The sequence below is a fragment of the Marisediminitalea alba genome (genome assembly GCF_002993365.1).
In the GTDB taxonomy this organism is placed as follows: Bacteria; Pseudomonadota; Gammaproteobacteria; order Enterobacterales; family Alteromonadaceae; genus Alteromonas; species Alteromonas alba.
This window is the reverse complement of record NZ_PVNP01000200.1, coordinates 1-20,809: the sequence shown is the minus strand read 5'-3', so window position 1 is coordinate 20,809 and position 20,809 is coordinate 1. Positions and strand designations below refer to the sequence as shown.

Below are 20,809 nucleotides of genomic sequence, written 5' to 3'. Positions count from 1 at the left end.
AAATTAAATTATTCGTTGCCCGTTTGATACATCGCCAATGCGGTATCCAGCATTCGATGGGCAAAACCCCATTCGTTGTCACACCACACCAGGGTTTTCACTAACTGGCGGTGACTCACCCGAGTTTGTGTACCATCCACAATACACGAATGGGGATCGTGATTAAAATCCACCGATACCAGCGGCTCTTCGGTGTAATCCAGAATGCCTGAGAGGCGTCCGGTGCGGGCCGCACTAAGCGCCTGATTCACTTTATCGATGGTCACTTCTGTGGCCAGCGTCACACTCAAATCCATGGCACTCACGTTGATTGTGGGCACTCGCACGGCAATGGCTTCGAACTTACCGGCAAACTTGGGCAGTATGCGCTCTATACCGCGGGCCAGGCGGGTATCCACCGGAATAATCGACTGACTGGCGGCCCGGGTACGGCGCAGGTCGGGATGATAAGCATCAATTACCTGCTGATCGTGCATGGAAGAGTGAATAGTGGTGATGGTGCCGCTCTCCACCCCAAAAGCTTCGTCGAGCACCTGGATCACCGGCACTATGCAGTTGGTGGTACAGGAACCGTTCGATACCACTTTATGTTCTGGTAGCAACGTGTCTTCGTTACAACCGTAAATAATGGTGTTGTCCATATCCGGTGCACCCGGCTGGGAAAACAGCACTTTTTTAGCACCTGCTTTGATGTGGGCCAGGCCACTGGCTTTATCGGTATACTGGCCGGTACATTCCAGCACAATATCCACACCCAGTTCGGCCCAGGGCAGGCCGGTGATTTCGGTTTGATGACACAGACGAATAACGTCACCGGCCACGGTGAGTTGTTCGCCCTGACGTTCCACATGGCAGGCAAAACGGCCATGGGACGTATCGTATTTGAGCAGATGTGCCATGCCATCGGGATCAGCGATTTCGTTAATCGCGACGACCTGGATAAACTGATTGCGGCCACTCTCGTAGAGTGCCCGCAGTACATTTCGGCCAATGCGGCCAAAGCCATTAATGGCGAGTCTTACCATATTTTTATGCAGCCTAAAGGCCGGAGCAGATTAAAGCCCCAGCGCAGCTTCTACCACGGCGTCAACAGTAATGTTGAAGTGCTTGAACAGCTCGCCGGCCGGTGCAGATTCACCAAAGGTGTCCATGCCCACAATGGCGCCATTAAAGCCCACGTACTTATACCAGCTCTCTTTAGACAGCGCTTCAACGGCAACGCGTTTCACCACTGTAGAAGGTAGAACTGACTCACGGTAAGCCGCATCCTGACGATCGAACACGTCGGTGGATGGCATAGACACTACGCGCACTGCTTTACCCTGCTCGCTCAGTTTGGCCGCAGCGTCAACAGCTAGCTGTACTTCAGAGCCGGTGGCAATGAGGATAAGTTCCGGTGTGCCGTCGCAGTCCACCAGTACGTAACCGCCTTTGGCGACATCAGCAACCTGTGCTTCGCTACGAGGCTGTTGTGCCAGGCCCTGACGGCTGAAGATCAACGAGGTAGGCCCATCAGTGCGTAAAATCGCTTCTTTCCATGCCACCGCAGATTCTACCTGATCGCACGGGCGCCAGTTGTCGAGGTTTGGCGTAGCACGCATGGCAACGACTTGTTCTACCGGCTGGTGCGTCGGGCCATCTTCGCCCAAACCAATTGAATCGTGGGTATATACAAAGATAACCGGCTGCTTCATTAATGCTGCCATACGTACAGCGTTACGAGCGTATTCCATAAACATCAGGAAGGTAGCACCATAGGCTTTAAAGCCGCCGTGCAGGGCAATACCATTCATCATGGCAGACATACCGAATTCGCGTACACCGTAGTAAACATAGTTACCGCTGGCATCGTCTTTTTCTACGCCTTTACAACCGTTCCAGATGGTCAGGTTAGAACCGGCCAGGTCGGCCGAGCCGCCTAATAATTCAGGCAGTAGCGGACCAAAAGCATTCAGCGCGTTTTGTGAGGCTTTACGGCTGGCAATCGTATCCGGATTCGCCTGCAGCTTAGCAATATAGTCATCGGCTTTCGCCACAAAATCTGCCGGTACGTCACCGCTTAAACGGCGCTTCAGCTCAGCAGCCAGCTCCGGGTAAGCTTCGGCGTATTTTGCAAACAGCTCATTCCAGGCCTGTTGCGCTTCACCGCCTTTGCTTTTGCCATCCCAGCCGGCGTAGATATCAGCCGGCACCTCAAACGGTGCATGGCTCCAGCCCAGCGCTTCACGGGTAAGGGTAATTTCATCGTCACCTAATGGTGCACCGTGGCAGTCTTCTTTACCCTGCTTATTAGGTGAGCCAAAACCAATAACGGTTTTACAGCAAATCAGCGTGGGTTTGCCGGTTTGGGCTTTGGCCGCTTCAATGGCGCTGTTGATTGCTTCAGGGTCGTGACCGTCGATATCGGTGATCACATGCCAGCCATAAGATTCGAAACGTTTTGGCGTATCATCGGTAAACCAGCCTTCTACTTCACCGTCGATAGAAATACCGTTGTCATCCCAGAACGCAATCAGCTTATTCAGGCCCAGGGTACCGGCCAGTGAGCTCGCTTCGTGGGAGATACCTTCCATCAGGCAGCCATCACCCAGGAACGCGTAGGTGTAATGGTCGACTACCGCAAAGTTATCGCGGTTAAATTGCGCTGCCAGCACTTTTTCAGCCAGCGCCATACCTACCGCATTGGTAATGCCCTGCCCCAACGGACCAGTAGTGGTTTCAACACCGGGTGCGTAGCCGTACTCAGGGTGACCAGGGGTTTTAGAATGTAACTGACGGAATTGCTTAAGTTCGTCGATAGGCAGCTCGTAGCCGGTGAGATGCAGCAGCGAATACAGCAACATTGAGCCGTGACCATTCGACAGGACAAAACGGTCGCGGTTAGCCCAGGCCGGATCAGCCGGGTTATGTTGCAGATGATCGCACCACAGTACCTGGGCGATGTCTGCCATGCCCATTGGCGCACCAGGGTGACCTGATTTGGCTTTCTGAACGGCATCCATACTTAATGCTCTGACAGCATTAGCAAGTTCTCGACGAGACGGCATGTTGACTCCTGAATTGTATTTGAGTGCCAGTTGATGTGGCAATTTACAGTAATTAATAACACATCAGCGATGTACTAATGTATTTGTGTTTGCTGCAAATCGCTGCTATTAACTTACGGCAATCCTGCAAACAGAAATACACTTTCACTCAGAGCTTCATATTGTTACCCACCGGCCAGTGCAGTTCAATGTGTTTTGGTCTTGTCGGAGCATTTAATAACAGTAGCAATGCTCCCTGGCGGGCGATAGCCAGCGCCAGACTGTCAAGTAAACGTAACAAATAGACTTTTAGACGTCCAGAAGTAAAGACTGGTATTTATACATCAGCTTGCTACAATAGTTGCATGTGTATTGATCTACAATGAGCACAGCCGCCGTAAAACAGCGCCAGAACGGTATATTTATTGTTTGTAACGGTGTTCAGGTAAGCAATACGCCCCGAATATAAATTTAAATAAACACGGAGCATGTAATGGCAGCCCATTTATTTACGTCCGAGTCAGTTTCTGAAGGCCATCCGGACAAGATTGCCGATCAAATATCCGATGCGGTACTTGATGCAATCCTGCAGCAGGATCCCAAAGCGCGTGTCGCCTGCGAAACTTATGTAAAAACCGGCATGGTGCTGGTTGGTGGTGAAATTACAACTTCTGCATGGGTAGATATTGAAGAGCTCACTCGCCAGACCGTGCGCGAAATTGGCTATACCCATTCAGATATGGGGTTTGATGCAGACTCCTGCGCGGTACTTAATGCCATTGGTAAACAGTCGCCAGACATCAATCAGGGCGTAGACCGCACTCGCCCGGAAGAACAAGGCGCTGGTGACCAGGGTCTGATGTTTGGCTATGCCAGTGACGAAACCGAAGTGTTAATGCCTGCTCCCATTACTTATTCACACCGTCTGGTACAGCGTCAGGCAGAAATGCGTAAGTCGGGCAAGCTCGACTGGTTGCGCCCGGATGCGAAAAGCCAGGTAACCTTTATATACGAGGATAATGTGCCGGTAGGCATTGATGCCGTGGTACTGTCTACTCAGCATTGTGATTCGGTGTCTACCGAGACCGTGCGCGAAGCAGTGATGGAAGAAGTCATCAAACCAGTACTACCGGCTGAGTGGATTACGGCCAGCACCAAATTTCATATCAACCCCACCGGGCGCTTTGTCATCGGCGGCCCCATGGGTGATTGCGGTCTGACCGGGCGTAAGATTATTGTAGATACCTACGGTGGTATGGCGCGCCATGGTGGCGGAGCTTTCTCTGGTAAAGATCCCTCTAAAGTAGACCGTTCGGCAGCCTATGCCGGGCGTTATGTAGCGAAGAATATTGTGGCGGCTGGCCTTGCCAAGCGTTGTGAAATTCAGGTGTCTTATGCCATTGGTGTGGCAGAGCCAACGTCTATCAGCATCGATACTTTTGGCACCAGCCAGTACGACGAAGCAACCCTGGTAGCACTGGTTAAACAGCACTTTGATTTACGTCCTTATGGTCTTATCAAGATGCTCGACCTGGAACGCCCTATTTACCAGCCCACAGCTGCATATGGCCACTTTGGCCGCGACAGTTTCCCATGGGAAGCCACTGATAAAGCCGAGGCTTTACGCGCTTCGGTTTAAGCCACGCGCTTTTTGCTTACAACGCCAGACTCAGGTCTGGCGTTTTTGTTTTCAGCCCTAAACCACCTACTTCTGTAGGTGGTTATCATTCGTGGAAGGGCTTGGCCCGTATAGATAAGTCAGCAAATAAGGGGGTATATAGATTGTTGTCGGAGTCGCCGACCGCGACCAAAGGGTGTTGTGCGACCCGGTAACCGTGAACCACTCTGGACTCCCCGCAGCCCTTAACAGTGAAAAGCGTCATCGTCCCTGACAGAACAAACTAGACCGTCAATGACAACACTGAAGAAGGGCACAATTATTGTCCTTTCTTCGATTTAAACAGAGCCCCCTTTTAGGGGTTAACGCAAAGCCACCTTCTTTAGAAGGTGGATTCTTTACTTGTGCTAATAAGCATTGGCCATTGCTAAGGCATCCGGCAGGCCCATTCTGGCCAGATGTATATTTTGATATTCCCTTTGGTGGGTTACTTCCAGTTCGGCAAAATCCGGCGGTAGAAATTGCCGGCTGTGTATTTCGCTATCGAACGTTACTTCCACCAGAATTAGCGGCTCCAGATGTGCGGTAAACACATCTAATAATAACCTATGGCCGAAAAAACCGATGCGATAGCGTTTTTTCTCAACCCGCATATGTTGGGTGAGCGGCCACAAGTCATTAAACTGCTCTGCGCTAATAGAAATTTCTGTGTCGAGACGCTTTAAGCCAACTCCCTGTTCGACTGTCATAGTAAAGTCACCCCCTTCGTCTCTTATTGTAATATGCCGGTCTCCCTGAGCGGCTATGTAACCCTGCCTGACCAACACGGGTTTCCGCGTTTCCAGTAATCCTTCAGGTAAGTAAGTAACAACAAATTTTCGTTCAATTTCCCAGTCTGCTCGCATTATTTGATCCTCAGAGGGCAACGTCCGTGGCCGCCTTATCAGTGGTTCCGTATTGATTGAATCCCGAAAGCAACAATGTTCATTAACTACGATCTTAACTTTTTGTTTTATATATAATTACAACGTTATCTTTATGAAAAAACCGGCTTGTAGGGCGCTGCTTTTTATCTTTATTGATAACTTTAAAGCTAGCTGAGGCGGGTCTGTTTCGCCAGCTAAATCGACGAAATGCGGTGAATAAAAAAGTGCTTTTCACACTTGGTATCAGCTCTGATTAGGTCTATATTGATACTATGCTGCCCTAAAAGCCCGCGGTGCTTTAGGTTCCGCAAAAAAGCAGCAGTTATAAAAATACTGGAATAACACTGCGTAGAGTAACTTTACGCTTTATTTGCACTCTCACACGGGAAGACCTCTCAATGAACAAGCCCTTTTTCCGCTTGTTTTTGTTTGGTTTGGTTGCGATGTTTAGTTGTCCGCTACTGGCCAATCAAGCTGCCATGTTGCCAGATTCTTCACTGGTTACTCAGCCCGTGGGAAACACTCAGTATTTTATTGCTTATCAAAGCAAGCGCCTGCCCAAGTGGAATTTTAGTGTTGAGGTTAACCGCTCGTATGCGGCTCGTTTTGCCAGTGATACACGCACTCTCCCCATGTCTGTGGTGGGCCTGGAAGCGGTAAGTTTATCGGCCAGACGGGCACTGCCGGTTAAGTCTTCACAATGGATTTACGCCACCATTCGCTCTACTCAGTACTCGCTAACGCCTCAGTCTGGTGCAGTGCCAATAGTGAGCGACAGCGACAGAGCAGCAAGCGTAGGCTGGCAGTTTGGTGAAATGCGCGGCTTTGGTGTGGCGGTAGGCTACGAATACCGCGATGCCGGGCAGATTGATATCAACTCACTGGTTATGGGCGTGCACTACTATTTTTAAGACTGGTATTTTTAAGTCTGTCCTGCCGGCTACTCGCTCAGTATAAAATCAACCACACTGTCGGCATGCAGCACTGCCGTATCCAGCACTGGTAAGGGGCTGTCTTCTGCAGTTACCAGTAAGCCTATCTCAGTACATCCAAGAATAATGGCTTCGGCTCCTGCCGCTTTGAGGTTTTTAATGATCTGCAGGTAACGGCTAAGTGATTCCTTGCGGATAACCCCCTGACAAAGCTCTTCATAGATCACGCGATGCACATCCTGCCGCTCTGCATGTTCCGGCACCAATACCGACAATCCGCCCGCGCTGAGATGATCGCGCAAAAATCCCTGTTCCATGGTGAAGGCTGTGCCGAGCAAACCTAAACGGCGGTATCCCCGGGCCTGGCTTTCGGCTATCAGTGCGTCACCGATGTGCAACAATGGAATGCGCACCACATTTGCTATCTGAGGTGCCACTTTATGCATCGTATTGGTGCAAATCGCCAACGCATCGGCGCCGGCTTTTTCGAGACTTTTGCCAACGGATGCCAGATAATCTGCCAGTTGTAGCCAGTCATTGTTGTGTTGCAGTTCGGCGATACGCGCAAAGTCCACGCTGTAAAGGATCAGCGGTGCACTGTGTAACCCCCCTTTGCGTTGCTTAATTTGCTGGTTAATACGCTGGTAATAAGTCAGCGAAGACTCCCAACTCATCCCGCCGATAAGGCCCACCGTTTTCATTTCGTTTCCTTGCCTGAAGAGTTCGTTACTGATGAGCAGGGTAACCCACCTCAACCCGGTTTAGCCATTAATTACGGCGCGGGCGAGATGATCGGTATCCTGATGCGGGAGCGTGCGTATAAAGGTTTGCTGAATAATTTCTGCATCGGTACTGGCACGATGACGGCAGCCATTGAAATGCGACACCACCTGATTTTTGGTGCGCATCCACAAGTCCATTTGCTGTTCGCTAAGCACGTATTCCAGCGCTCTGACACTAAACGACATATCCACGCCGGCGGCGGCGTACAGCTTAATAAGCCAGGGGTGATCCACCACCCAGCCATCGGTATAGGCGGTGCCATTCGCCAGAAACTGATTAAGCGCCAGGCACACGTCGCGGCCATCATTGCCCCACTTTTGCAGGTGGTCGCGGCTCAATCCGTGGAGCGCCTCGGCTTTTTTATCCCAGTGTGACCACTGGGGGTACGGACGAATCAATCGACAAAAACGCGCACCATCACTCCTGATCACACCTACCTCTATGGGGTAGCTGTGAGAGCTAAAACCGCTGGCTTCCACGTCGATGATTGTTGGTATTTGCATGCCGCTTTTTCCTGTCTGTATCTTAAAGCTAGTTTGTTATTTGTCAGATGCAAATTTAAACCATAATGTAGCTGTACTTATTTAGTCTGGCCGGGTAAAACTCTGGCGCTGACTGCCCTTTGGCATTACTTCCGGCTAAACGTTTAATGCCAGGGGCAATCAATTACCGTGCCACTACAAATTATCGACTGAGTTGAATAAGGGATCATGTTTTTTATCGATAATTTTCTGGTAATGGCGTTTACTAACGCTCGTATTTTTGAGCCAGTATGACTCTCAGACATTGCACCCTGATGACCAATTCGTCACAAAAAAGGATCCATCTGGCTATGCACAGCGTATTGCACGAGTATTGAAGACTGTGCCACACTGGATTGCCTTTTCCCTTATTTAACTTTGGCTTTTATGACAGCGTCACTGAATAAAGTTACCGACACATCCACTCGTCATTTTCGTTTTTTTGATTTTGTTCTGGCTGCCACCTGTATCTTAATTGTGTGCTCCAACATTATCGGTGCGGGTAAAGTGGCGGAGATTGCTGGTTTTACCTTTGGTGCCGGCGTGATTTTCTTTCCTTTATCCTATGTACTGGGCGACGTACTGACCGAGGTTTACGGCTATCAACGCGCACGGCGGGCTATCTGGGCGGGATTCTTTGCTGCCGGATTTGCTGCCTTTATGGCCTGGTTTATTACTGAAATGCCACCAGCACCAGGCTGGAATGAAAACCTCGGCGGCGGACTCAGCCGGCAGGACAGTTTCGCCATGAACTTTGGCCAGGCACCGCGTATCGTACTGGCCTCAGTACTGGCAATCTGGTTAGGTGAGTTTGCTAATGCATTTGTTATGGCGAAAATGAAAGTGCTCAGCAAAGGCAAAGCACTTTATCAGCGAACAATTGGCTCTACCATTGTGGGGCAGGCGGTAGACTCGGCGGTGTTTTATCCGGTGGCTTTCTGGGGGATCTGGAGTACCGAACTTATCTTTACGGTAATGGCCACCAATTACGCACTGAAAGTGTTGTGGGAAGTGCTCTTAACGCCGGTAACCTACAAAGTTATTGCGGTGCTGAAACGTGCAGAGGGTGTTGATGTGTACGACGAACACACCAACTTTACCCCCTTTTCGATCAAATAATTCGCCTTGCGCTTACAGCTTAAAGCGGCTGACCTGGCGCTGCAGATCACTCGCTAATTGACTGAGCTGCTCGCTGTTGGCAGCCACCATCTCCGAGGCGCTGCTGGTTTGTTCGCTGACCACGGTGATATCGCCCAGATGCTGCTGAATTTCTTTTACTACAACACTTTGCTCTTCGGTGGCCTCTGCGCCATCAAGGGCTTGCTCGCGAACGCTCTCTACATGGCCAAGGATTTGTTCGAGGCTGTCGTTGGCATGACTGGTAAGCTGCATGCTGTCGATAGCATTTTGCTCACTTTGCTCCATGCTCGATACCGATTGCGCCACACTGCTACGCAAACGTTCAATTACGCCACGCACTTCTTCAGTTGAACTGCGGGTGCGCATAGCGAGCTGACGAACTTCATCGGCCACAACCGCAAAGCCGCGCCCTGAATCCCCTGCCCGGGCAGCTTCAATAGCAGCGTTTAACGCCAACAGATTGGTTTGCTCAGAAATACTTTCGATTTCCACCAGCACGTTGGCAATTTCCACGGTATCGGCTTCCAGTGCCCGTAACTGACCGGCGGTAGCTGCTACTACCTCTGACATGCCTTTAATGGTCGCTTCCGAGTCTGCCACTTCGGCTGAGCTGCTTTTCACGCCTTTTTCCACTAACTCGCTGACCTGCGCGGTTTGATTTGCCCGCTCGTTAATGGCGTCGATGGTGACACTCAGGCTTTCCACTGCGTGATACAACTGCTGGGTACTGCGCATTTCGGCCTGCACGCCCTGATTAGTTTGCACCGCTGCCGACGCCAATTGTTCGGCACTGCCTTCCACCTGAGTAGCCGACGCCACCAGCTGAGCGATTAACGACTGGAATACCTCCAGCGTCTTATCGATATTCGCCGCCATTTCACCCAACTCATCCGCCGAGTGATAATTAAGCCGCACGGATAAATCGGCATTGGCCACTTGCTCCATGATGCGATTAACCCGCCGTAACGGACGTAGAATCGAGGTGCACAATCGCAACCCGGCAAACACCATTACACTGCCGATGATCACCAGTGCGATAGAATTTACCAGGATGTCATGCAAAATTTGCGCATTGATATCATCTATAAACACACCGGTACCTACTGCCCACCCCCATGGCTTGAAGGTGGCCACATAACTTACTTTGGGCTCTGCCGTTTGGCTCCCCGCCTTTTTCCATTTGTATTCAAAAAAGTCGGCCTGATTAGCACTGTTGTTAACCAGAGCCGCCATTTGGGCGAACACCGGCTCGCCGGCTTCAGTAAGCACCTGACTGTAGTCTTTGCCTCTTACATCCACCCGGTCACCATGGCCAATCATTCTGGCTCGGCCGTCCAGCACAAAGAAATACTCGTTGCCCTGATACCGCTGCTGGTTGAGTTGAGCAAGTGCCCGCTCCTGTGCCTCGCTTTCGGTCAGTTCACCACTGAGTACCAGCTGGTGATAGGTATTGAGCTGACTTACCGCTGATTGCACCAGACTCTGCACTTCGCGCTGACGTGCATTTACTGCATCGTTGTAGGCATTGAATAAGCTAAAAACTTCCAGTGCCAGTATTGCCAGTAGCACCGCTGCAATACTCGCATAAAGCCGACCACTGATAGTGGTAAATAATCCTTTAAACATGGTGAAAGAGGTAATAGGTGGGTTTGATTAAGTACTATTAAACGATATTAAAAAATGCTAAACCACCACTAATTTACATAAGAATAAATTGATATATAGCGGAATAAATACAACCTAAACAGGCATTAATCAACATCGTGGATTTATGTTAATATAGTTTTAAAAACAGTACTTTAGTATAATTTTTTGTGAATTTTTTGAGCGTGCCCCTTACCAATTAATAAGACTGGTAAGACCAGGTTAATCGATTAAGATTGTCTGCTTTTTAACCATTTAATACATTGTCAAAACCAACGACTTCATTTTGTGTAACACGCAAAAAAGCGCCGGTAGATACCGGCGCTTGATATGACTAAGTTGTCAGGGAAGCCTTATCAGCTTCGCCGTGCAAAAAGCGCGATTAAAAACTCGCTTTTAAGTTCAGGGCTGCCGTGCGTGGTGCACCAATCCAGGCTCCGCCATTCACCACTGTACCCAGGTAGCTGCTGTCGAACAGGTTGTTAATAGTTAAGCGGACATCAATGTTGCTGATCCCCTGAACCGGCGAATCAACCACCGCGCCCAGGTAGAAGTCGGCTACAGTGTAAGAATCAACTTCAAAAGAACCGGCTGAGCGCTCGCCCACATACTTGGTTGAAAGACCCATGTTGTACACGTCGGCAGTATAATCCAGGCTTACCACAAACATGTCTTCGGCTGAGCCAACCACGCGCTGACCATCCACAAAGCCGGTAGAGGCAGCAGGATCCTTGTACTCTGAATTGTTGTGAGTGTACGAGAAGTACAGACCAAGTTTATTGGTAATGGTGTAATCCATGGCTACTTCAATACCGTCTGACTGCACACCACCCACGTTAACGTAAGTGCCGTCGAGCTCACCTAAGTAATCTACACCATCAGCGTCTTCAGCACTTTGGTAGGTAATACGGTTGTCAAAGTCGATGTTGTAGTAAGTTAAGCTGACATTGATATCGGCAGCCACATAGCGCAAACCTAAATCGATGTTGTCGGCGGTTTCCGGCTCAACCGAAGAAATATCTACTGAGCTGCTTTCCAGCACGCCGTCTTTAATGGCAGCGTAGTTTTGTGCAAACCCGGCGAACACTTCAATTTCATCAGTTACCGGCGCAACTACACCAGCAGAAAACAGTACATCCGAGTCAGACTCAACCGACAAACTGTTCCCCGGTACAAAGAGGTCTTTTTTCTCGATATCAACGTTAAATTTCTTGGCACCAACGCGCAGTGTGGCCACACCGAGGTCGATTTCATCTTCCACATAATACATCAGCGTTTCAACCGGGAATTCGCTGCTGTACTGCACCCAGTATGGGGTTTCATCAAACTGATAACCTACCCGTGAATCGATTATTTTCTGCCAGCTACGGTTTTCTTTACGCTCGTAATCTTCGTACCACAAACCCGCGCGCAGGGTGTTTTCCATGTCGCCAATCTGCGCAACCCATACGGCATCGATATTGATACCGGTACGCTGCTTGTCGTAGTTGGTGTGGCGATAAGAGCCAACCGGAATCGCATTAGTCGGATAACAGGCCGGATCGTACACTGCACCGCCGCCACCATAAGGGAATGTCAGCGAGCTTTCACAATCAGCCATGGGTGATAGCGAGTTGCCGTTTGCATCCACAAAGTAGATTTGCCCCAGCGGCGCGCCGCCTTCATAAGTATTGCCGTGTACCAGCTCCGAATGGCCGTTGCTGCCATCATCGTTAACGTCCACGACGTAAGGCGGTACCCAGTCACCGCGGCCTTCGTTTTTGTGCCAGTAGGCATTGGCTTTCACGTCTACGCCACCCAATGACATATTGGCTTCTAAGTAAGCAAACAGGTTCTCACGCAGGGTAGACCAGCCTCGGCGATAAGACTGATCGATGTAAGGCACACCGGTCCAGTTGCCGGTTAATTCGTCCCAGGCCGGGCTTTGAGCAAACTGCTCAAGGCTGAAAATGCGCTGGTAGTTATCTTCGTGAGTATCGTCGTAAGAAATGTAACCGGTGATATCCATGTTGCTCATATAGCTGACAAACTTGGCAGCCATATGATCGCGGGTATTCTCGGCGGTTTGCGTCATCCAGTCGCTGTTTTCCTGGGTCGACATACTGATCCAGGCATAGGTGTCGGCGGCAATTTCACCGGTTTCATAACGCATAAATAATTTCTGCGCGTCGAATTCACCAAAGGTCGAGCTCACCGTAAGTAACTCTTCCGTGCCCGGATTAATGGTAGTGAAGTTAATAGTACCACCCAGTGCTTCGTGTGAGCGGGACGCGATATCAGCAGTACCCTGAGACACTTCTACAGCGCGCAGGTTTTCGGTATCGATATAGCGATTGGCTTTGGCACCACCGCCGTAGTTAGAGTTACCATTGGCAATGCCATCAACCGTCATACCAATTTGTTGCTGGTCGAGATCCACAGAGAAACCACGAATTGAAATACTCGTAGACCAGTCGTCTGAGCCAAAGGTATCACCTTCGTTGATCAGCACGCCCGGCAGGTTGTCAATGGTAGCCAGCACGCTGGTCATGCTGCTTTGCTGCTTGATCATCGACTCTTCTGTAGCGTTGTTGGCGTAAGATACGCTGCGTCCTACTACGGTGACTTCTTCGATTTCATCCGGCTGGGCAGCAGGCGCATTCATCGCTTCGGCCAAAACGGGCGTACCAGCCATAGCGGCCAGTACCGACAAAGCCAGCAGCGAGCGCTGCTTTAACTTAGTTGGGTTCATGGTTGTGTTTCCTGTGTGATTTTATAGGGATATTTGGCGCGCCAGATTAGACTCACTCAATGACAATTCCATGACAATTCCATGACCATTCCCTGACAGTTAAATGAATAAAAAAACATATAAAATTCATCTATTTGTAACAGTCACACAGGTTTAAAAAGCCTACGATATAACGTTATTTTGAAGGCCCGGTTTACGCCAGGCTGGCAAGTGCATCAACCAGCGCATCTATATCTTTTAATGTGGTAAATACCTGAGGTGTAACGCGGATACAGCTGCCGCTGGCTAAATCGTGACGGCCAACCGTGAACACTCCGAATACGTTTTCCAGACGTTTCTGCAATTGATTAACTTGCTCGCGGCTGGTTTGCCCGGCAAGGCGAAAGCCGCCCATTCCGCTGGCACTGGCATCATCGGTAGCCCCCAGAACTTCGATGTGCGGCATGTTGCGTGCTTTGCTCACCCAGCGCTCCCGCAAGTATTTTAAGCGGGCCATTTTGGCCGCCGGACCAACCCTATTGTGAAAACGGATAGCATCTGGTACCGCAAGAAAGGCGGCAAAGTTAGACGTGGCCATATGCACCCGTTTGTGCACCAGGGTATTATCGGGATCGGTTTCACCAGGATAGGGAGCTACTTTGTCCAACGTACCCTTACGCATATATAAGGCACCAACGCCCACTGGCGAACCAATCCATTTGTGCAGGTTAAACACCGCCCAATCGACATTCAGTTCTGGCAGAGTAAAGTCGATTAGCCCCCATGACTGAGCGCAGTCGCAGATCACATCAACGCCATGCTGTTTAGCAAAAGCCGCGATTTCGGCCACTGGTAATATTAACCCGTGTTGATTAGAAGCATGGGTCAGGATCATTAGTTTCAGGTTGGCTGTGCTGCGGATCTTGTCCTGGTATACCTCAAGCAATTGCTGTTTGGAGGCTTGCGCAGGCAAGTTAATTTCTACCCCTGTGGCGCCGCGCTGTTCTGCCAGTGCCGCCATGGTGCGTTGAAAGGCGGGATAGTCGATATCAGCCCACATCAGACTGTCGCCAGGCTTTATGCCTTTATACTGGAATAACAGATTATGCATGGCTTCGGTGGCATTGCGGGTGAGCGCAATTTCTTCTGGCGGGACCGCCAGTGACTCTGCCACAGCATTTACCGAATCCTTTGAATCCCCGTACCAGTCTTTACGCGCGTAGAATGACAACTGATGATTCACCATTTTGGTCAGTTCGATATAAGACTGCTCCACGGGCAACGCCATCTTGCCCCAGTAGCCATGCTCAAGATTAACAATGCCATCGGTCTTTTTATAAAAGGCGCTTACCAAGCGCCAGTAGGCTTCATCTTTCGCCAGCTCAACAGCAGATAAATCGGATTGTGGCAAGGCTGGCCAGCCATCGGCAAAGGCTCGTGTGGCCGCCAGAGAACCAGACAGCAACAAAGAGTGCTGTAAAAGTTTACGCCGGGATAATAAAGGGGCAGACATGCAAGAGACTCCAGAGTAATGTAGATTAGTATTTTTTATACGATTACACTATTACGTTTTGAAAACAATCTCTTGAAAGCCGGTTAAGATAAAACAACGAATCTTAGAGATATGTTACAACATAACAAAACCAACAAAAATGCGGTTTAATTTGTGGGAGTCGTTGTTGTGGTCTAATTTTATACTTTAGATGGTGTATGTTTACTTAGAGATCCTCAATTGACTTCATTTCAGCCCTTGCATTCTGTTACTTCCCAGTCGCTTACCGGCAAGCTACAAGGATTTCACGAAGCGTTATTAGCCGACTATCCGCATATTTGCCGACTGGCCTGCGCCATTTATGATAAACCCACAGATGTGCTTAAAACTTTTATTAACAGCACCCGTCAGGGTCATGCTATTGCCGGGTACGAGGTAAAGCTGCACGATACGCCCTCTTTACTTCACCTGGCCAACCATCAGCAAAGCCGGGTTATTGATGATATCAGCGCTGAGATCCACGGCGGTTCGGTACATTCAGACTGGTTGCTTGAACAGGGGTATATGAGTTCGTTTACCGTCCCCATCATTCGTCAGAACCAGTTTCTCGGCTTTGTGTTTATTGATAGCGTTGAAAAAGACAGCTTTACCCCAAGCATCCAGCGTGACCTTATTATGCGCTGCGCCAGCATTTGTGATGCTATTGCCAACGAACTGGCAGCTGCCCATTTACTGGTAGCCACCGCATCGGCCATTCGCAGCATCGCTAACCTGCGGGATTTTGAAACCGGCATGCACCTCACCCGCATGGCGGAACTGAGTAAACTGATTGCCCGTAATTTACCTGCTCACTTTGGCCTCTCCGATGAAGACATTGAGCACATTTACCTGTTTTCGCCACTCCACGATATCGGCAAAATAGGCATTCCCGATGCCATTTTATTAAAGGCTGGCAGGCTAACCGATAGCGAACGTCAGATTATGCAAACCCACGTGCAAAAGGGCGTAGACATGATTGATTCCATCCTCGCGGATTTTAATCTGATTGAGGCTAACGATGCCAGGATCATGCGCAATATTATTGCCTTTCATCATGAGTATCTCGACGGTTCCGGCTACCCTTTTGGGCTCAAGGGTGAGCAGGTGCCCATTGAAGCCCGGATAGTTACTGTGGCCGATATCTTCGATGCCCTGACCCACAAACGGCCTTACAAAAAGTCCTGGTCGGTGGAAAACTCGCTCACCGAGCTACATCAAATGGTTGAGCAGGGCAAGATTGATGACGACTGCGTTACCGCGCTGGCTAACTCGTTAAACGCAGCCCAGCATATTGTTACCACCTATTGTGACAGCCAGGAGCCGGCCAGTAATCCAGGCTATTAGCAATATAAGCGCTTTCATCCCCTGTTTGCTTTGTGGTTCAATAGTTTACCCGATACTGGTTCAGGTATCGGGTATAAGTCTGCTTGCTAATTAGGATGAATTAGTTTTGATTTTTGAATCGCTCACTGGGTTTGACATAGTGTTGGTGCTGGCTATTGGCTTTATGGTAGGCCTGGCCAAAGCCGGGATCCACGGCCTGACACTGTTATCGGTACCGCTGCTTGCCTTGCTATTTGGCGGTAAACACTCCTCCGGCGTCATGCTGCCTATGCTGATAATGGCCGACATATTCGCCGTGCATCATTATCACCGCCATGCTAACTGGCAATTTCTTATCAAGCTCTTTCCGTCGGCATTTGTGGGCGTCTTAATTGGTACCTGGCTGGGCGACCACATTAACGATGCGCTGTTTATGCAGATTATGGCGGTGATTATTTTTGCCAGTGTGGGGCTGATGTTGTGGCTTGAGCGCAATAAATCCGCCGTGCCGGATTACACCTGGTTTGCCATTCTGGCTGGGGTGCTTGGCGGTTTTACCACTATGGTGGGCAACCTTGCCGGCTCAGTAATGGCCGTTTACCTGCTAAGTATGCGCCTGCCTAAAAACGAGTTTATTGGCACTGCGGCCTGGTTCTTCCTGGTAATCAATATTTTTAAGGTACCCTTCCACGTATATGTGTGGGAAACCATTAACTGGCAGAGCTTTTCCTTAAATCTGATAGCCTTACCGCTGATCATTGCCGGTGTGTATTTAGGGATCTGGCTGGTAAAGCGGATCAACGAAAAACACTACCGCTGGCTGGTGATTGGCATGACCTTACTGGCTGCCGCCGCATTATTGCCGGGGTAGCTATTTTAACGGGTGGCACAGGCTCATAAAACCAGCCTGCATCGTTGAATACGTATGTTTGTGTTTTTACGGTAAATCAGCGGCTATGCTTGGGGAAATGCCAATTGAGAGAGCCTTGCCCATGTCACACAGTTTTCCGACCTCAGCCAGACACGGCCTTTTCCTGAGCGTGCTGGCTGCGTTATTGTTAGGGTGTAATCCATCCCCAACCAGTACCGAGGACAACGTGTCTGCCAGCCACCAAAAACCGCAACCACAAGCCGCTCTACCCGCCGGTAAGCCCGTGGTATACCAGGTCTTCACCCGCTTATTCGGCAATAAAAATACCACTAACAAGCCGTGGGGCACGCTGGAGGAAAATGGCGTGGGCAAATTTGCAGACTTTACCGATAAAGCCTTGCAGGGCATTAAGGCGCTGGGCACCACCCATATCTGGTATACCGGCGTACCTCACCACGCGGTGATCAATGATTACAGCGCTTATGGCATCAGTCACGACGATCCGGACGTGGTAAAAGGCCGCGCAGGTTCACCCTATGCGGTAAAAGACTATTACAATGTAAACCCCGATCTGGCCGTTGATCCGGCCAATCGCCTGGCAGAATTTGAGGCGCTTATTGCGCGCACCCACACCCATGGCATGAAAGTGATCATCGATATTGTGCCTAATCACGTGGCACGCAACTACGAGTCGTTATCGAGCCCTGCCGGGGTAAGTGACTTTGGCGCTCACGACAATACCGCAGTGACTTATGCCCGGGACAATAACTTCTATTACGTGGTGGGCGAGTCATTCCAGGTGCCTGCCACTGATAACGGCTATCAACCACTTGGAGGTCAGCCCCACCCGCTGGCTGATGGTAAGTTTGAGGAAAATCCGGCCAAGTGGACGGGCAATGGCGCACGGGCAGCCCGGCCCGATGCCAATGACTGGTATGAAACCGTTAAGGTCAATTACGGTATTAAACCCGACGGCAGTGAAGACTTCCCGGCCTTGCCAGCAGGATTTGAGCTACAATCCGTTGCTGCCCACGCTGCTTTCTGGCAGGACAAAGACGTACCTGATTCCTGGCGGAAATTCCGTGATATCACCCATTACTGGCTCGATAAGGGCGTAGATGGCTTTCGCTACGACATGGCCGAGATGGTACCGGTAGCGTTTTGGTCTTATTTAAATTCATCGATAAAGGTACGTAACCCGGACGCTTTTTTACTGGCCGAAGTTTATCAGCCTCAGCTTTACCGTGATTACCTTCACCTGGGCAAAATGGACTATCTCTACGACAAAGTGGCGTTTTATGACTCGTTAAAAGCCATTATGCAGGGCCATGGCGATACCGCAGATCTGGTTTCTATTCAGGCGGACATGCAGGATATCGAGCGTCATATGCTGCATTTTCTGGAAAATCATGATGAGCAGCGTATCGCTGCTCCTGAATTTGCCGGGGATGCCGATAAGGGCAAACCAGCGATGGTGGTATCAGCCCTAATCAGCCGTTCACCAACCATGGTGTACTTTGGTCAGGAAGTGGGCGAAGACGGCAGCGAAAATATGGGGTTTGGCAAACCGTCGCGCACCACCATCTTTGATTACGCCGGTGTACCCGCCCACCAGCGCTGGATGAATAACGGGGCGTTTGATGGCGGGCAACTATCAGAAAAAGAACGAGCACTGCGAGACTTTTACCGCCGGGTTCTTACTATTTCGGCTGACTACCCTGCCATGAGAGGTGATTATTACAGCCTGCATGCAGCGAGTCTGGCCAATGACAGTGACTACTCCTCATCCCAGCTGGCTTTTGCCCGCTGGACAGACACCCAAAACATGATTGTTGCGGCCAACTTTAACGCCACCACACCAGTAACTGTTGAGCTCACTTTGCCAAAGGATTTGCTGATAAAGTGGCAATTACCACAGGGTGAAGTAGCTCTGACAGAACACCTGAATCAACCTCAAACAGCGAACAAGATGATGGTCAATGGCGAAACCGGCCGCATACAGCTTACTTTACCGCCACTGGGCTCGGTGGTGTACACCGTAGATCGCTAACCAAAATTTAAGGGGCCTTCAAGGGGTCTTCAAGGGGTCAGAGTAAATTAATCTGACCCCTTAAATTCAAGTTACTCTGACCCCTTGAATAGACCCCTTGAAGAAACCACCTCGTTAGGAGGTGGCATATCCTGCTAACGAATAAGCTGTTAGCACTATTTAGATGTTAATTTACTGGGCAGGCTACTGGAAATGAATACGTTGAACTAGTGCAGGTTACTGCATCTTCGTCAGAAGAACAGGTTTTGTAACTCACATTTCTTACGCAAAAGGACGAGCCGTTCCTCGTACTTCTGGTCACCTCATTGGAAGATTCCATACCGTCCCCGATATACACTCCCCAAGAGAATTGTTCAGCAATCTCCTGGACTAAATCCCTTAAGCATTGATGATCAGCAGTTGTGGTGTTATAAGCCTCGTTATTAACCCCATCAGGGAAGGCATTCTGAAAGCTTAAACCATCAATCCTGGATAAATGTCTATCTAATTTAAGACCGATATGAACTTGCGACACATCTCCCAGTTCCAAAGTCCCTTTAAAACTTAGATCAAATACCAATCGATTATCGTCATCCCCTAAGGTCGCTATAAGGGGTATTTGTGTTGATTCCCAGGTAACTCCCAACGCCACAGTGTTCCTGCCTAATTGCACATTTAAGCCAGTAAGATCCTCATCTTCGCCAATATCATTTACATTCACGCCATTTAAATGTTCGGCCAGCTCCCTTCTTACAAAATCCTGAGTATCTGATTGCGTGATTCGATTTTTCATATATTGACTCACTGCGGCACAGGAGGCCGGATCAGAGTTATTCCCGGTCAACACTGAATTACCAGGCACACTAATGCCTTGCACAGATAAGAAATCTTCGTAACTAACTTCCAGGTTTCCCCCGCTAGTTGCTATGAGGACGTCATCGTAAAAATTATAAAATATTTCAGCCGCCGACAGTTCATCAGAAGAAACACCGACAGGTGTTGAATTAATTTGAATTATGTATTGCTGTGGATAAGACGCTGTAACTCTATACTTCCTGGTAGTTTTATTTTGTGGATCAATGATAATGACGTCTTTATTGGTAACATCACAATACATTGGCGTCTCATCTATTACCGCAGGTCCTCCTCCTAGGTCACCAAACTGACATGAGGGCTGGTCAAACTTAGTTGTCGCTAAATCTCGAGCTTGAGATTCCGAGCAACTCTGACAAACAAAAGTCTCGGTGACCTCTGCTGATACGGGGAGAATAAACGAAGGAATAATTAGCAGAAAGTACGCTAATCGTTTCTGTAAGCCCATGTTATGCTCCGTATAAATGGGATTGAGTTAGCGAGTACTCTAAAGCGAGTGTAGAAAAGAGAAAGAATTATTGCAATAGGTAAAATGAGGAAACTCAAAAAGAAAAGAAATCAAGGCAAATCAAAGGGTCTTCAAGGGGTCAGAGGGTCTTCAAGGGGTCAGAGTACATGAATCAACTGATTCATGTACTCTGACCCTGAGGGATCCCCACGAATTTAATTTCATGTGCCTGCGGCCCAGGCAGCGTCAACTATGGAGCTGTACCATTTGAGTGCAGCTTTCCACTGTCGCATAGTGAATCTTATTCGGCAAGCAATAGCTCTCAGACCGAGATAGTGGAATGACAGCACGCTTCTGGTGTCGGTATTAGCTTGGAAGCGCCGATGTTTATTCGAAGAGACGACTACCATACCCAATAAGATAGCAACCAGTGA

General features: G+C 49.4%; 16 protein-coding genes. 6 read left to right on the top strand and 10 right to left on the bottom strand.

Annotated features, from left to right (window positions below; genetic code table 11):
- Positions 1-8: 8 nt before the first annotated feature.
- The 3 genes from epd to C6Y40_RS25450 form a co-directional block, all read right to left on the bottom strand.
- Complete coding sequence (epd, locus tag C6Y40_RS20505; protein WP_105936263.1) at positions 9-1,025, bottom strand: erythrose-4-phosphate dehydrogenase; 1,017 nt, start codon at positions 1,023-1,025, stop codon at positions 9-11.
- Positions 1,026-1,055: 30 nt separating this feature from the next.
- Positions 1,056-3,047 carry a transketolase gene (gene tkt, locus C6Y40_RS20500; RefSeq protein ID WP_105936262.1) on the bottom strand — a complete coding sequence of 664 codons (1,992 nt, stop codon included), beginning with the start codon at positions 3,045-3,047 and terminating at the stop codon, positions 1,056-1,058.
- Between the two features lie 148 nt (positions 3,048-3,195).
- Positions 3,196-3,327, bottom strand: a complete 132-nt coding sequence (locus tag C6Y40_RS25450; RefSeq protein ID WP_276309529.1) for a hypothetical protein — start codon at positions 3,325-3,327, stop codon at positions 3,196-3,198.
- A 192-nt stretch (positions 3,328-3,519) separates the two neighbouring features.
- On the opposite strand from C6Y40_RS25450, the gene metK reads away from it, so the two are divergent.
- Entirely contained in the window at positions 3,520-4,665 is a 1,146-nt protein-coding gene (gene metK, locus C6Y40_RS20495) for a methionine adenosyltransferase (RefSeq protein WP_105936261.1), read from the top strand.
- Positions 4,666-5,051: 386 nt separating this feature from the next.
- Here metK and C6Y40_RS20490 read toward each other — a convergent pair whose 3' ends face one another.
- Positions 5,052-5,549 carry a CYTH domain-containing protein gene (locus C6Y40_RS20490; protein ID WP_105936260.1) on the bottom strand — a complete coding sequence of 166 codons (498 nt, stop codon included), beginning with the start codon at positions 5,547-5,549 and terminating at the stop codon, positions 5,052-5,054.
- 419 nt (positions 5,550-5,968) lie between these two features.
- Here C6Y40_RS20490 and C6Y40_RS20485 point away from each other — a divergent pair, with 419 nt between their 5' ends.
- Positions 5,969-6,481 carry a hypothetical protein gene (locus tag C6Y40_RS20485; protein WP_105936259.1) on the top strand — a complete coding sequence of 171 codons (513 nt, stop codon included), beginning with the start codon at positions 5,969-5,971 and terminating at the stop codon, positions 6,479-6,481.
- A 29-nt stretch (positions 6,482-6,510) separates the two neighbouring features.
- On the opposite strand, the gene C6Y40_RS20480 is transcribed toward C6Y40_RS20485, so the two are convergent.
- Both C6Y40_RS20480 and C6Y40_RS20475 read right to left on the bottom strand, forming a co-directional pair.
- Positions 6,511-7,203 (bottom strand): aspartate/glutamate racemase family protein, encoded by a 693-nt coding sequence (locus C6Y40_RS20480; protein ID WP_105936258.1) that lies wholly within the window; start codon positions 7,201-7,203, stop codon positions 6,511-6,513.
- Positions 7,204-7,263: 60 nt separating this feature from the next.
- Positions 7,264-7,788, bottom strand: a complete 525-nt coding sequence (locus C6Y40_RS20475; RefSeq protein ID WP_105936257.1) for a hypothetical protein — start codon at positions 7,786-7,788, stop codon at positions 7,264-7,266.
- 405 nt (positions 7,789-8,193) lie between these two features.
- On the opposite strand from C6Y40_RS20475, the gene C6Y40_RS20470 reads away from it, so the two are divergent.
- The gene (locus C6Y40_RS20470) at positions 8,194-8,925 is read left to right on the top strand and encodes a queuosine precursor transporter (RefSeq protein ID WP_105936256.1); all 732 of its coding nucleotides are present in this window, start codon (positions 8,194-8,196) and stop codon (positions 8,923-8,925) included.
- Between the two features lie 12 nt (positions 8,926-8,937).
- On the opposite strand, the gene C6Y40_RS20465 is transcribed toward C6Y40_RS20470, so the two are convergent.
- The 3 genes from C6Y40_RS20465 to C6Y40_RS20455 all read right to left on the bottom strand — a co-directional run bounded on the left by C6Y40_RS20465 (position 8,938) and on the right by C6Y40_RS20455 (position 14,813).
- Positions 8,938-10,572, bottom strand: a complete 1,635-nt coding sequence (locus tag C6Y40_RS20465) for a methyl-accepting chemotaxis protein (protein ID WP_105936255.1) — start codon at positions 10,570-10,572, stop codon at positions 8,938-8,940.
- Between the two features lie 400 nt (positions 10,573-10,972).
- The gene (locus tag C6Y40_RS20460; protein WP_105936254.1) at positions 10,973-13,321 is read right to left on the bottom strand and encodes a TonB-dependent receptor; all 2,349 of its coding nucleotides are present in this window, start codon (positions 13,319-13,321) and stop codon (positions 10,973-10,975) included.
- Between the two features lie 193 nt (positions 13,322-13,514).
- A complete protein-coding gene (locus tag C6Y40_RS20455) occupies positions 13,515-14,813 on the bottom strand; it encodes an aminotransferase class V-fold PLP-dependent enzyme (RefSeq protein WP_105936253.1) in 1,299 nt (432 codons plus the stop codon).
- Between the two features lie 219 nt (positions 14,814-15,032).
- Here C6Y40_RS20455 and C6Y40_RS20450 point away from each other — a divergent pair, with 219 nt between their 5' ends.
- From C6Y40_RS20450 to C6Y40_RS20440, 3 genes are all read left to right on the top strand, one after another.
- A complete protein-coding gene (locus tag C6Y40_RS20450) occupies positions 15,033-16,175 on the top strand; it encodes an HD-GYP domain-containing protein (RefSeq protein WP_105936252.1) in 1,143 nt (380 codons plus the stop codon).
- Positions 16,176-16,281: 106 nt separating this feature from the next.
- On the top strand, positions 16,282-17,025 hold the full coding sequence (locus C6Y40_RS20445; protein WP_276309528.1) for a sulfite exporter TauE/SafE family protein: 744 nt from the start codon (positions 16,282-16,284) through the stop codon (positions 17,023-17,025).
- A gap of 121 nt (positions 17,026-17,146) precedes the next feature.
- Positions 17,147-19,075: an alpha-amylase family glycosyl hydrolase gene (locus tag C6Y40_RS20440; protein WP_105936251.1), complete on the top strand. Its 1,929-nt coding sequence runs from the start codon at positions 17,147-17,149 to the stop codon at positions 19,073-19,075.
- A 166-nt stretch (positions 19,076-19,241) separates the two neighbouring features.
- Here the strand turns inward: C6Y40_RS20440 and C6Y40_RS20435 are convergent, their stop codons facing one another.
- Positions 19,242-20,375, bottom strand: coding sequence for a hypothetical protein (locus C6Y40_RS20435; RefSeq protein ID WP_105936250.1), 1,134 nt, complete (start codon positions 20,373-20,375; stop codon positions 19,242-19,244).
- Positions 20,376-20,809: the final 434 nt, after the last annotated feature.